The 13,007-nt window shown below is 34.2% G+C and carries 11 protein-coding genes, 2 tRNA genes and 1 pseudogene; 1 reads left to right on the top strand and 13 read right to left on the bottom strand.

Annotated features, from left to right (window positions below; genetic code table 11):
• Window positions 1-1,188 carry a reverse transcriptase domain-containing protein gene (locus tag LV89_RS04900; RefSeq protein ID WP_109741757.1) on the bottom strand — a complete coding sequence of 396 codons (1,188 nt, stop codon included), beginning with the start codon at window positions 1,186-1,188 and terminating at the stop codon, window positions 1-3.
• Between the two features lie 466 nt (window positions 1,189-1,654).
• On the opposite strand from LV89_RS04900, the gene LV89_RS04905 reads away from it, so the two are divergent.
• Window positions 1,655-2,596 carry a helix-turn-helix transcriptional regulator gene (locus LV89_RS04905; RefSeq protein ID WP_158279511.1) on the top strand — a complete coding sequence of 314 codons (942 nt, stop codon included), beginning with the start codon at window positions 1,655-1,657 and terminating at the stop codon, window positions 2,594-2,596.
• 9 nt (window positions 2,597-2,605) lie between these two features.
• Here the strand turns inward: LV89_RS04905 and LV89_RS04910 are convergent, their stop codons facing one another.
• From LV89_RS04910 to LV89_RS04960, 12 genes and pseudogenes are all read right to left on the bottom strand, one after another.
• A complete protein-coding gene (locus tag LV89_RS04910) occupies window positions 2,606-4,330 on the bottom strand; it encodes a bpX3 domain-containing protein (protein WP_109741759.1) in 1,725 nt (574 codons plus the stop codon).
• Window positions 4,296-6,722, bottom strand: a complete 2,427-nt coding sequence (locus LV89_RS04915; RefSeq protein WP_109741760.1) for a hypothetical protein — start codon at window positions 6,720-6,722, stop codon at window positions 4,296-4,298. Before LV89_RS04915 ends, LV89_RS04910 begins: the two co-directional genes overlap by 35 nt.
• The gene (locus LV89_RS04920) at window positions 6,719-7,450 is read right to left on the bottom strand and encodes a hypothetical protein (protein ID WP_109741761.1); all 732 of its coding nucleotides are present in this window, start codon (window positions 7,448-7,450) and stop codon (window positions 6,719-6,721) included. Before LV89_RS04920 ends, LV89_RS04915 begins: the two co-directional genes overlap by 4 nt.
• Window positions 7,423-8,553, bottom strand: coding sequence for an AAA family ATPase (locus LV89_RS04925; RefSeq protein ID WP_109741762.1), 1,131 nt, complete (start codon window positions 8,551-8,553; stop codon window positions 7,423-7,425). The genes LV89_RS04920 and LV89_RS04925 overlap by 28 nt, the downstream gene beginning before the upstream one ends.
• Before the next feature lie 27 nt (window positions 8,554-8,580).
• Complete coding sequence (locus LV89_RS04930; protein ID WP_109741763.1) at window positions 8,581-9,198, bottom strand: conflict system bpX4 domain-containing protein; 618 nt, start codon at window positions 9,196-9,198, stop codon at window positions 8,581-8,583.
• 67 nt (window positions 9,199-9,265) lie between these two features.
• Window positions 9,266-10,621, bottom strand: coding sequence for an SDR family oxidoreductase (locus tag LV89_RS04935; protein ID WP_109741764.1), 1,356 nt, complete (start codon window positions 10,619-10,621; stop codon window positions 9,266-9,268).
• A 20-nt stretch (window positions 10,622-10,641) separates the two neighbouring features.
• Window positions 10,642-10,715, bottom strand: a tRNA-Ser gene (locus LV89_RS25020).
• Window positions 10,716-10,728: 13 nt separating this feature from the next.
• Window positions 10,729-10,802 (bottom strand) — tRNA-Asp (locus tag LV89_RS04940).
• A 42-nt stretch (window positions 10,803-10,844) separates the two neighbouring features.
• Entirely contained in the window at window positions 10,845-11,852 is a 1,008-nt protein-coding gene (locus tag LV89_RS04945; RefSeq protein ID WP_109741765.1) for a type II toxin-antitoxin system HipA family toxin, read from the bottom strand.
• Window positions 11,845-12,168 (bottom strand): HipA N-terminal domain-containing protein, encoded by a 324-nt coding sequence (locus LV89_RS04950; protein ID WP_109741766.1) that lies wholly within the window; start codon window positions 12,166-12,168, stop codon window positions 11,845-11,847. The genes LV89_RS04945 and LV89_RS04950 overlap by 8 nt, the downstream gene beginning before the upstream one ends.
• On the bottom strand, window positions 12,165-12,368 hold the full coding sequence (locus tag LV89_RS04955) for a helix-turn-helix domain-containing protein (RefSeq protein ID WP_109741767.1): 204 nt from the start codon (window positions 12,366-12,368) through the stop codon (window positions 12,165-12,167). The genes LV89_RS04950 and LV89_RS04955 overlap by 4 nt, the downstream gene beginning before the upstream one ends.
• A 205-nt stretch (window positions 12,369-12,573) precedes the next feature.
• A pseudogene (locus tag LV89_RS04960) lies at window positions 12,574-12,813 on the bottom strand (helix-turn-helix domain-containing protein); the annotation flags it as partial.
• Between the last annotated feature and the right edge of the window lie 194 nt (window positions 12,814-13,007).

A 13,007-nucleotide genomic window follows, 5' to 3' on the forward strand; every position in this document is an offset into this window, starting at 1 on the left:
TTACTTAAATTTAGAGTAGTATAACTCCATAGCATCTTCAATTCCTTTTCCATTAATATCATTCTCCCAAATAGCTAAAATATCTGACAGAGTAGGATTATCCAAATTAACTTGCAAAGGTTGAGGGTTCAATTTCTTATACTGTGCCTCATATTTCAACACCACAGCATCCTCTTCTCCCTTTACCATCTTCAAAAATTGCAATTTTCCCCAAACTACATTTTGCATAGATGCTTCTCCTTTCTTTACATGACCTTTATCTTCATAATAGTGCTTCTTGAATTTTTCAGATGCTTTCTCATATCCCAATTTATCCCAATTATTCAACATTGCACGTACTTCACGCACATATTTTTTACTTACATTCAGTTTCTCATTTACAATTAAGCCCGTAACTTCTTGCTTGTATCCTCTTCCCTGTAATCTCACTTTCTTTTCATTGATAGTAAAATTCTGGTCTTCGATGATTCGTTTCAGCTCCGTTTTGAAGGTTTGATTAAACACATCTTTATTTGCAGAAAACGTTATATCATCGGCATAACGTGTAAATCGGCAATGAAAGGCTTTGGCAAAACCTCTTAGTCGTCTGTCCATCTTCTGACATACAATATTCGATAAAACTGGCGAAGTGGGCGAACCTTGTGGTAAACGCCCATCTTTACAAGCAAGGCAAGCAATCAAGTAAGCAATTTTTTCACGCTCTGTACCTTCAAGTGAAAAAGGAGGGAGTTTCAATACCGCTTTTACACGATTGAGTTCGATACTCGGAAAGAAGTTTTCTAAGTCAATATTATAGACATAGTTTCTGCCAACATGAACCTTGGCATTATCAACAATACTTTTCTCAGGCACAAACCCTGTAACGTACTCTTTGGGTTCATAAATAACTGAAAATATAAAGTTTAACGCACTTTGAATGAGTTTCAGAGACTTATGGGGTGCAGCAATTTTACGATCTCCTCCTGATTTCTTTCTGATAGAAAACTCAGCGTAGCGTTTATCTCCTGAGAGTTTTGGATTAGCGTAAAACGTAACAGATTTTTTCTGGATAGCATTTATTTTACCTTCATAATTTTCAGGATAAAGCAATGGATTGACAAAATTTAGGAGTACCACTAAATCATCGATGCTTTCCATCGTCGAAAAGCAAATTTTTATAGTTTCTTTCTGTTCTTCTGTTAATTGCATAAATTTTAAAGACACCCACGTATTCTTTTGTATGAATTGAACCTACTTCCCACATTATTAAATAAATAATATATATAATAGTAATATGTCTAAATACGTCACAAATGTCTTGCAACGATGTTAACACATAACATTACGTTTAGAACAATGCCTAAACCACAAAGCGAAACGCTTTGCAAAAATCAATACCTTGTGGGTGTCTTATATTTTTGAAATTTTATCCTTTAAAAGGAAGGATTTTAATTCCTCCCCAAATATCCAACATTCCTGTTGAAATCCCTACATCAATTCTAATATTCAGATGTCATATTTTTAATGAATGACTTTCAAGAAAAGAAAGCATCGTAGTATTTGTCATAAGTCCTGTTTTTTGATTTCGATACAAAACAACCTCTACAATACGCAAGTTTTTTGCGTAATTTTACGATTACTTATTTATTCTAAAACTCTTAAAATTCAATTTAGTATGCCAGTCGATTTGAAAAAATTCCAACGAATATTCCTAATCCATCAAAAATTACGCACTAAATTTCATTACGATTGGGAAGCACTCGCAAATGCGTGTGAGAGTAAATTAGACATAAAAGTGAGTCAGCGAACCATTGAATATGATATTTCAGCTTTAAAAAATACCTTCTTTGCACCCGTTAAAAAGCGTAAAGGAAAATACTTTTATGATGATATTCCATACTCAATTTTTGAAGTTTTCGACAATTCAGAATATGGCTCTTTGAATGAATTATTGGCTCTATTACGCCAACAGAAAGCAAAAGATTGGAAAGTATTAGATGAAATTCTGATGAGATTGGAGCAAAGAATAGGCGTATTGGGTGGAGAAGAAAGTCAAATCATTGAGTTTGAACAACAGTCATTAAAAGGACTTGAACACCTGGAAAAACTCTATAAAAACATCAAAGAAAATCGTACTTTAAAGATTATGTACGAGCCTTATCAAGGCTCTATTCAAGAACGAATTATTAAGCCTGTACTTTTGAAACAATACAATAGTCGCTGGTTTTTATTTGGCTGGGAAAAGGGAAGAGAAAATATCCAAAACTTACCTTTGGATAGAATTACAAAGTTTAGTTTTTGGCATGAAGAGGTATTACCAAGTGGAGAATTCAACCCTAAAACCTATTTCAAAGACATCATTGGCGTAACAGTCACTGATAGCAAACTTGAAAACATAATCTTTAACGTAAGAAAAAATAGAGCTTACTACATTGAAACAAAACTAATGCACTCTTCTCAGCAAAAAATATCTGAAAACGATTCTTCCATAACCTTTAGTATTTCAGTTAAGCCCAATAATGAAATGTGGGGAAAACTAATGGAGTTTTCAGAAGATTTAGAAATTTTAGAACCTGAAAATATTAAAAATGAAATGAATAGGAGGTGCAAAAGATAACCTATCCTCCTATTTTACAACATTCAACTTATACCGCATGGTATCTTTCACCAATTGCTTATCTTTTTTATTATAAGTCCTCAGCTCAGAAACAACACTTGGGTTGGTTTTAAGTTGTTTGGTGATTACCTCATACGCCATATCTCGGATACCTTCAGAAAACTCACCATCTCGCTCAAATTCATATTTTAGCACATTAAGGAATATATCATGGTTTTGAGGAGAAACGTCTTCTTTATATACGCTCACTAATTCTTGCCAACGAGTTGAGTCTTGATGAATGTTATTTAAGTAGTTGTTCAAACAATTAAAAGCATCTCGCTGATTTCGCCAACCATCCAACAATAGGGCTTGTCCAGATTCTACGTCAAACATTTTGTTTTTATACAGTAGCGAAGCTTTTACGTATTGGTAGCTATTTTTATATTCATCCACTACTTTTTGATAATAGACAAATCCCTCTTTCTGACGATTGATACTTACATATAAATCACCTACTTTCTCATTTTGATTTAATTCTTTGTAAAGCTCAATCGCATCAACGGTCATATTGCCTTTTTCGTAGCAAATGGCCGCTTTGTTTTTATCCTTGACGTACTTCAGATAAATTGATGCAGCGTCTTTGTAAAGCCCCCCATCTTCCAATGTTTTTGCTGCTTGAAAAGGATTTTTCAGGAGCTTCATGAAAATAAAAGCGGCTTTGTGATACTGCTTTTGTTGGATTAATTTCTGTGCGGCTTCAGCATATTCTTTTTGCAATTTAAAGTATCCATCATTGTCAAAAAATGTACTTCCACCTACCGAACTATCGTTGTTTCCAAACAAAGAAAAGTTACTCCAACGCATTGAAAAATCAGCTCCTCTTATTGAATTACTGCCTCTCGATGTACCTTCGTCGAGTGGAATAGCATATTTTAAAGCTTCCTCCAAATTATTCTGGAACATCTCCAACAACTTATCAAGGTATTTTTGATTTCGCTTTTCTAAGGAAGCAAAGTCTTCTTTCATGGATTCTGTAATTTCAGATTCCTTCTTTGAAAAGATATTCAGTACCGATTTGAATAGCGAGAATAAAGGTTTTTCTTGATAATCTGCGGATTCTGTTTCTGTTATCTTTGCTTTTTTGTCAAATAATTGCTTGTACAGCAACAACTTTGTCTTCTCAAAAACATTTAGTGGCTGGTCTTCAAAATTTTTCTGCTGAGGAAATATTTTTTCTTCCAACTGTTGCAAAGTTTCTTCAACAGAAGTCGGCATTATTTGAAAACTGCTAATTCGTTTAGGAATAAAAACGGCATCAGCAGGGCGACGACAATGTGTTGCTTTTTGCGTGGGACTTATCACTAATTCAAACCAATTAATGGGTTCTGACAATTCCACTAAACCAAAAGCTGGATGTAAAATAGCAGGTTTATCCAGGAACAATTTATCAATATCGTGTTTAGAAAGGCTTGGATACAAAGTAGTTTTTTCGGGCAGATACAACACTTGATTTATCACCTGCACGAATGTATTTAGGCGAATATCAACCTTATATTTTTCTAAATTAACCATCAAAAAACACCCCCAAACACTGTTGGGAGTAGTCGCTGGAATAGGATATGCTATAATATTTTCTAATAACAAACCCATTGCTTGAATTTCAGACAGCCATTTATGAGGCTGATTTCCCTGTATCAAAATACCACCGAGAGGATAATTATTTTGATGATATGGTTCTATGGTTAACTTCATAATCTATGATGTCTTTGATGAAAGGTGTTATGTATTTATCCCAAAAGTCTTGTTCTTTCATTGTTTGTCTTCCTTCAAAGTCAGTTCTTCTACTATAAAAAGTATTCCCAGAAAAGTGTATATAGGAAGCTACTCCAAGTTGATTATCCATTACAGTTGGAAGGAAAATCTTTTCATCACGATTGTTGGTACTATCAAAATATGATAAAATCAAAATTCCTAAACGATTAACTGTTACAGAATAACCATTGGGAAAAACGAAGTAATCTTTACTTTGCATTTGTGCTTCAACAGGAAATACAACATTCTCATTACTTTGTATAGTGACTTCTTGAACGGAAGATGAAAAACCACCACATATAATAAGTTTAATTTGATTTCCTTGAACAATTACGTATTCATGATTATTTATTGTCAAATTTCCCTTCGCATTGATATACACTCTGTTGATGTTGGTCAAGGTATTGGAAATATGAATATTTCTAAGTCTCAGTTCAGCATTTACCTCAAATTTATCTTTAAATAGCTTAGTATATGAGTATTCCATAGTTTTTGAAATCTGTATCTCACCATCTACAAATGCTATATGATAATTTCGAGGATATGTTGCAAAATGAAAAATATCCTTATCAAAAACAAAATGTTTATGTGGTGACCCCTTCCAGTCAAATGAAATACTTTTTCTAATTTTAGTGGTAAAGTTGATTAATGTTATCTCTTTTTTATTATCCGCATAACACAGTAAGACTAATTCATTATTTGACATTAATCCAATCTCAAATGCCTGAGCTTTGGGAATATCATCACTAATTAACTCCCAACCTCTATTTAAGTATTCGCTATCTCGTTCCTCAAATAAACAATCGTGAGCAATGTGATAAACCTTACTATTAGTGGTTGATAATGAAAACCTCACCTTCCTTTGTTTAGGAAATAAGATGTTATAAAATGTAGGTTTATTTTCCACTTTTTCTGGAACCTTCATTATATCATTCTTAGGCTTCTTTGTCCATAATTCCTCTAATGGTAATTTGAGTGTCTGGATATGCTTTCGGCTACTATGTTGTCTTTTGAATAAGTCAATTTTACCTTCGGCATCCGTATAAATCCAATAATTTATCGCTGAATGATTATCACTTAATACCTTTTGCACGGCGGCAGATTTTACTGCATCGGTTGTCGTAATGAAAAATATTTCATTGTTTTTATTCGCTGGATTATCGTTAAAAAAAGCAGTTAAACCATTACTCGCCTCCAAACAGCCTTCTAAATATTGTACCCCTTTAATGATTTCGTGAATCGTATCAAAATTAAGTGGTTGATAGGTTTCGCCAACTGCATAGGCAGTACAATGAATACTTGATTTTGGGTGTTTGGCAATAGCCAACAATAGGGCATGAGCAAGCAACTTGGGCGTTCCCCAGTTTTTAATAGAAACATCTATCAAGATAATTCTTTCTAAATCTTCCGACTGTGGCGGCACTTCTCGGTTAATGTATAAAGCTTCATTATTGGCAATTCTGGATAGAAAAACAATATCATCGTTAGCAAATTCTGAAATTAAAAGCCTATCAAAATTGCCTTTATTGGTTAAATCTGAAACACCACCAATGGGTTGTTGACTCGGCAATACATTATGAAAAGGCACATTCAATCCCGACCAAATTCTCTTCAAAAGTGTACCAACGTGAAAAGTATTTGTATTTTCAATGAGTTCTTCAACAAAATCAAGCTTCGGTATTTCGTCTGTATCCGTATTTTCAGTGAGCAATTCCTCTTCAATAGGCAAAAGGTCGCCCATTTTTGACATAATATCATCAACATTGTCAAAGTGTTTTTTTAATAAACTTACAATTCTAAAATCCTTCAGAAATATCGACTCATTAAATTCTATGACTTTAAGTAATTCTACTTCGGAATAACTTTTTGATTGCATCGCCTTTACAATCGGACGAATCTTCTGATACCCCAATTTATTATGGCTCTTTTGGAGTAAAGTTTGGAATAACAAAATTCTGTTTGCTCCTATTTTATACTCTTTTGGTAATTGCGTTATTAAATACAAAAACTGAGTAGCCATTGACAGCACTGTGGATACAATGTTAGTATTTTTTGTATTTTGACTATAGATGAGATAATCTGTCAGTTTTCTATCAATTCTTTTTATGTCTTCTTCTCCATTGGGATTAGTAGCAATTAATAACAACAATAAAACACCAAATGGAGGTGTCCCTTGGTGACTCAACTTATCCATTATATCTATCACCATATCTTTATACACAATGGTATTTCCCTCTGGAATTCCAATGACATTAAAGCCCTCAGAATCCGCATCGTATTCCCATTGCCAAAAGTAATTATTGGTTGATTGAAAGTATTCGTAAAGTGTCATAGGTTATAAAAACTCAATCTGAATGAACTTATTGAAAGTGGTTGAAAATCATGTTTCCCCATTAAAAAATACTGGTTATCCAAACCGTAAACTATATGATTTCGATGATTGGGGTCAATTAGCAGGCTTAATACGTTGGTTAAAATAGGCAGTTCAAAATCATAACCAATGGGTAAAAAGAAGTCTCCATTCTTCCAAAATCCTTCTCCTTGAATTGGTAAATTAGGTTCTCCAATGATAAAAACTGCTGACTCATCAAGAATAGTCCATTTCAGCTTTTGAAGTCTAATAGCAGGTGCATTTTGTATATATTCTTTTAAAGTCTTCCTTTCAACCAACATTCCCAGCACAGGCTTTTCCTGTTCTGACTGAACGAGTTTTATCGAAACTTGGTTGCTGACTCCAAAATAATTAAAATTATAACTTGGCAATTCAATTGATAAAGCTCTTTCAATAGGAGTCCACAACAACATCGGGATTGTACGCTCTGGCAGTAAACTATCTTGCTTGAACAGTTTATTTTCTTGAGAATAATAAATCGTTTTGTAGGGAATCGTTTTCACGTCCAGAGCATTTATTTGCTCATAGGTAAAGTCTTTAACCCAACAAAAATTATCTTCCATTGCCATTTTGAGGTTAGCCCAATGCCTGATTTTCCCTAAAAAATCAAGATGTTTCTCGTCGATAGCCAAAAAATAGTTTATATCGTTTGAAGTATTTTGTGCCATAACGATTCTATTTTTTGTTGAATATGTTGTCTATGTTCTTGATTTTTAATCCATCCGCTTCTATTCTGAACGTAGCGTAATTTATCTTTAATCACGTTTTGTTCCTCGAAAGACAAACCGCTATTTTCCCATTTATCGGTTAATAAAACGACCTCTTTTATTAGTTCTTCACTGTTAGGAACTTTGTTAAATAAAGCCTGCGGATGACTTTGTGGAACAGCTTCTTTGCCAATAACTCCGTCAATAATACCCGCCAAAATTTCTATTTGTTCTTCGGTGTCCCAAATGTATTTCATTACCCATAAATCAGAAATAATGGTTTCTGTTCTTCCACAAATCAGAGCTGATGCCACCAATAAATTCTGAATTTTTACGGCACGTCTGTCCGATATTTTAATACCTGTATTCCGTAAATTATGGATTAAATCTACATATTGCTTACGAATAGGCATTAAATCAACGGTTTTACTCAACTGTTGGAGTTCTTTAATTTCGGCTGGCGTAATGGTTGGCATGGGGGCATTATCATCTCGTTGTAACTTCCAACCTTCGGTTAATACGCTTTCTAATAAATCTGGATTTACGTAATCACATTTCACACGAATTAAAAAACGGTCGAGCAAAGCATTCAACGTTTCATCTTCGGGCAATACGTTACTCGCCCCCACAAACATTAAGGCAGGTAGTTTCCGAGTTTCTTTCCCTCTCCTAAACACTCGTTCATTTAATGCCATCAATAAGCTATTCAAAATAGCACTGTTAGCGTTAAAAATTTCATCCAAAAATACCATTGATGCTTCTGGCATCATGCCTTCGGTATTGGTAATGAGTTCTCCATCTTTCAATTTACGAATGTCAAATGGTCCAAAAATTTCATTTGGCTCGGTAAAACGAGTTAGTAAATATTCAAAATTATTCCCATCCTCAATACCATTGGATAGCATTCGGATAATAGCACTTTTAGCTGTACCAGGAGACCCCAATAAAAAAGCATTTTCTCTCGCAATTAGACTAATTCCTAATAAATCAACGATTTCATCCTTTCCGATAAAAGACCCTTTGATGTAGGACAATACTTGATTTAACTTATCAATAGCATTCATAAAACTTAACTTATTTGTTTAAACGTTTTAATAATTCACCCAAAAACTCTTACGATAATCTCCTAATGAAGCCCCTACGATTTCCGAAAATGCAATGGTTTCGGCTAATGGTTTTCTTTGGTACTTAATAATCCGATTGGCATATAATTGTTGAAGACATCGGTCAGACTGTTCAATCGTAAAATCAAGTTTCTCAACCAACAAAGGGTAATTAATGCCAGAATAATGCCATGAATAAAGATGATTTTCTAAAATGGGGATAAGTTCATCTTCGGGATTAATTCTATCCAAGTGAGTGATAACATCGGGTAAAAAACGAAGCGACAAATCCGCAGAAAGAACTGCCGAAGGCGTTTTGGGATACATAAAATGAGGAAGTAATGCTGACAGGTCATCGTTACTATTCTTACGATAAAGTAAGAGTTGAGCCGAGACATAAAGCGTATTGGCTGCCCATAGTCCAGCGTGAGCGTCAAACGGTGGGATTTGGTGCGGATATTCTAATGACTCTTGGTGATAAACCTGACTTAAATAGTCTATAACTTGATGTTGTTCTTGCTCAGATGTTTGAAGAATATTATCGTAGAGAATAACTTCTTCTCGCTCTCTGATTGCGGTTAACATCATCAAAAAGTAATTATTCATTTTGATGCTTTTAAGTGTATTTCAAAAGCAAGATAAATAAAAAAACTGATGAAATCTATTGATTAGTTTACCATTCTACTTCTTTGTAGTTTTTGAGTAATTTTCCGTAAAGTGAAGTATTTCCTTCTTGTATTGCTAAGATTGGGTGAATGATACGCATGGCACCATCTACCGAATCAAGCGGTGGAATACTCAGTTTTTCAAAAAGTCTTGAACGTTTTTCTTCATTTGCACCAGTCGAAATCCAACCTACATCAACCGAGTTCATATAAATATTTTTCTTTACAAAATCAGCCGCTGAAGTTCTTGTGAGCATATTCAGTGCAGCCTTAGTCATATTAGTATGTGGATGATAGATAGTTTTATTCGCATAACTAAACTGACCTTCTGACGACGTAACATTGATAATAAATTTCTCTTTCAGCGAGCTTTTAGCCATCAAACTCTTCAATTCAGAAATTAAGATATAAGGAGAAATATGATTGATAAAATTCACCTCCAACAACTCTTCTAAACCTACTTCCTCTAATTTAGAATTCCAACTATTGACAGCTCTATAATCAACGGGTTGCCCAAAACGATTGACTTTAAAATCGCTCAAACTGGCTGATTCCAATAACTGTTCTTGTTTTAGCACTACGGGCGTAGTATTCTCAATTAGCTTTTGACTATGAAAATCAAGTAAGTTTTGCTGTTCTCGCTGAATCAGTGGGTGATAATATTCAGGGGTATATTTGATAGTTTGAGCCGCATTATTGATGAGAATATCAACGCAAGGGAGCGTATTTTTACAAAATTCAACAAATTCATAAACCGCCTTAATATTCCGTAAATCCAAACCATAGAGTGTCAAATTATCCTTCCAATTAGTAAAATCAGCCTCTTTACTGAATTGTGTTAATGCCAACGCTGGAAAGCGAGTTGAAACTAAAACATTGGCACCAGCTCTCAAAAATTTAAGAGCCGTTGAATACCCAATCTTCACCCTACCACCAGTAATAATAACTTGATAGTCCTTGAAATTGGGTTCTATTTGCCGTTGAGCATAGTTAAATTTTGCACAATCTGGACAAAGTTTGTGATAGAAAAAATGCAATGTAGTATAATTTGAACCACAGCAATAGCATCTTTGAGGGTGATTTAATTCGGTAAATTGAAACGAAGAGAGAGGCTCATGTGAATATAAAGTGACATTATTATGAGCATTATCCACAATAGTAGTTTGTGTGAGTTTGGCTATATCCTCAGAATGCTTAGTATCATTTTCAATCTGACGAATTTCCTTTTTTGCTTTTTTATGGATAGCAGTAATGAGGGTTTTAAATAGCTGATTATCTGGGTTATCAAAAGGATTTTCTTTCAATGCAGTTAACACTTTGACACAAGTATTCCACTCTTCTTCACTAAAGTTGTATTGATTCATTGGGATAAGTCGTAAAGAGTTGAAGAATGTCAGGCATCGAACCCAAATTTCAAGCTTAGCAAGCTTGTGTTTTTCCTATTAAACTACATTCTTCATATAGAAGAAAAAAGACAAGGCAGGCATCGAACCTACGACCCTCTGCGTGATAGGCAGATGCTCTTCCAAGCTGAGCTACTTGTCTTCTTTGAGCCAAAGATATGAAAACCTTTTTAGAGATAAACCCTCAATCTTTCAAAAAAGAGTACCTCAACCGCTTCAGCTTGTCGAAATATAAATCAGTATAAATTTTCTTAGTTTCTTCCGAGAGAAAAGAATTACTTGTCAGCTCGTGTATTTGCGAATGGTCTCGCTGAAAAAACTGGAGAATCTTTTCTGCTCTTTTTTGATTAATGCCAATTTTTATGGCAAAAGCCAGAAAATCATCATACGCATAAAAAGCATTTGCTTGAAAGGATTCTGTTTCAAAATCTTCAGAAAATAGACCGTCTGACGTTGCCATATCCGAGTCATTCACGTGTAAGCGGGTACACAGTAAGTCATACGCTGGTGATAAAACCATATCGCCACTGGAAGTTTCGATCAATGAAAAATTCTTCAGGTGAGCATCGCCATTAGAAAACAAATAATTAAATAACACCAACCGAAAAAACTTTTCTATTTCAACGGGATAAGCAACTACACTTTTCTTAATGAGCTTAGCCATGTCTTCATAACTACCTTCATACTTGAGCGTACTACCTCCTTTTAGTTTGGATTTACCTGACAACGTAGCAAAGTCTTCGAGCATTAATTTTCCATTATTTTGCTGATAATCAAATCGTTTTGTCAGGTAAGCAGGACTACTGTCTGGAAAGAAAATTAAGGAGTTTTCAGCCGTTTCAATTTTATAAACTTGTTTGGCTATTTGCATTGTAAGATGCTCATTAGCAGGGATTTCATTAACTGCTCTAAAACGACTATTGGGAATGGGTTTCAGAATATACTGCCCATGTTCATTTTCTTTTACGGGTTTTAGTTCGTTCCTTTCCAGCAAAAGAGATACCTTTTCTTGAACTCCTGAAATAGAAACACGTTGAACTTCGGAGGTAATTTTAGCCGAATACTCCAAGGTAAAAGGTAAAACATGATTAACAGATTTACCTCCAAAAAGCCTTCTTAATGCTAATGGGCTAAAAGTATCAAAACCCTCCTTGAGAGTTGATGGACAGCATGATAAGGTAAAATCAGTCATTGGTTGGTGTAATGGTTATTGCCCCAATGGTATCGTATTGAGCCGTAGCAAGCAATAAGCCAAAGAAATCATTTTCATCAATTCGCAAAACACGACAAAGTATTTCTTTGTTTGCACCCTCTGGTAGCATATTATAAAAAACAGGAAAAAGCGAAGTGTGATAATAAGCCTGTTGAGTTTTAGGCAAAGTAAGGCTTATAGCTCTTTGTGTAGGATTGTGGAAATAATCATCATCGTATCTAAAAACAAATCCTGTTTCATTTTCTTCTACAATACCCGCTGGCATTCCTTTAAAGTTTACAATTGCTTTTCTCATAATTTCACGTTTAATTGAAGCTCCATACCTAAAACCTCTGCAATTTTGAGTAATGTTTCTAAAGATGGATTACCTTCTCCACGTTCAATAGAAACAACAGTACGAAGAGCTACACCCGAAATTTCGGCTAAATCTTCCTGCCGAACTTTCAAGACTTTCCTTCTATATTTTATATTTTTCCCTAATAGCTCCTTATTCATTTGTGCAATATATTGCGTTTATTTGTATAAATATAAGAAAAAATTTATACCAAACGCAAAAAAGTGCATCAGGATGCACTTTTCAAAATTCAAAATGGATATTTTAATCTAAATGTTCCTCCTTTTAAATATATAAAATGTCCAGTTTTTTAATTAAAAAACTGGACATTTCATCTTGATTCTCTATAAAACATAAATACCACCCCTAATTATAACTGTGTCGGTACTCAATGGGTGTTAAATTAGTCTTATTTTTGAATAGTATTCTGAAGGATTGCGAGTATTCAAATCCTAATTGATAAGCGATTTCACTTACGGTTAAATCAGTTGTGATTAGAATCTCTTTTGCTCTTTCAATCAATCTGTTATGAATATGTTGCTGCGTATTTTGTCCCGTCAAACTTATGAGCATATCACTAAAATATGATGATGTTACATTTAATTCACTCGCAAGTTTTTCGACACTCATCACCAATACAACTTTGTTTTCTAATTTATTATTCATCGCTTTGTTTATTTGTGAGGTACAAAGGTCTGAAGTTGAAAAAGTTTGGATGTGTTCAGAATGCAGTTATTTGTGTTCAAAATGGGGTTTTTAAACAGCAATGAAAAATAATACTAAATCATTCAAATTCTGAC

The sequence above is a fragment of the Arcicella aurantiaca genome, from assembly GCF_003148625.1.
GTDB classification, from domain to species: domain Bacteria; phylum Bacteroidota; class Bacteroidia; order Cytophagales; family Spirosomataceae; genus Arcicella; species Arcicella aurantiaca.

Coding starts and splice junctions, on each gene's coding strand:
- LV89_RS04900 (WP_109741757.1), bottom strand. CDS start 1,188: ATGCAATTAACAGAAGAACAGAAAGAAACTATAAAAATTTGCTTTTCG.
- LV89_RS04905 (WP_158279511.1), top strand. CDS start 1,655: ATGCCAGTCGATTTGAAAAAATTCCAACGAATATTCCTAATCCATCAA.
- LV89_RS04910 (WP_109741759.1), bottom strand. CDS start 4,330: ATGAAGTTAACCATAGAACCATATCATCAAAATAATTATCCTCTCGGT.
- LV89_RS04915 (WP_109741760.1), bottom strand. CDS start 6,722: ATGACACTTTACGAATACTTTCAATCAACCAATAATTACTTTTGGCAA.
- LV89_RS04920 (WP_109741761.1), bottom strand. CDS start 7,450: ATGGCACAAAATACTTCAAACGATATAAACTATTTTTTGGCTATCGAC.
- LV89_RS04925 (WP_109741762.1), bottom strand. CDS start 8,553: ATGAATGCTATTGATAAGTTAAATCAAGTATTGTCCTACATCAAAGGG.
- LV89_RS04930 (WP_109741763.1), bottom strand. CDS start 9,198: ATGAATAATTACTTTTTGATGATGTTAACCGCAATCAGAGAGCGAGAA.
- LV89_RS04935 (WP_109741764.1), bottom strand. CDS start 10,621: ATGAATCAATACAACTTTAGTGAAGAAGAGTGGAATACTTGTGTCAAA.
- LV89_RS04945 (WP_109741765.1), bottom strand. CDS start 11,852: ATGACTGATTTTACCTTATCATGCTGTCCATCAACTCTCAAGGAGGGT.
- LV89_RS04950 (WP_109741766.1), bottom strand. CDS start 12,168: ATGAGAAAAGCAATTGTAAACTTTAAAGGAATGCCAGCGGGTATTGTA.
- LV89_RS04955 (WP_109741767.1), bottom strand. CDS start 12,368: ATGAATAAGGAGCTATTAGGGAAAAATATAAAATATAGAAGGAAAGTC.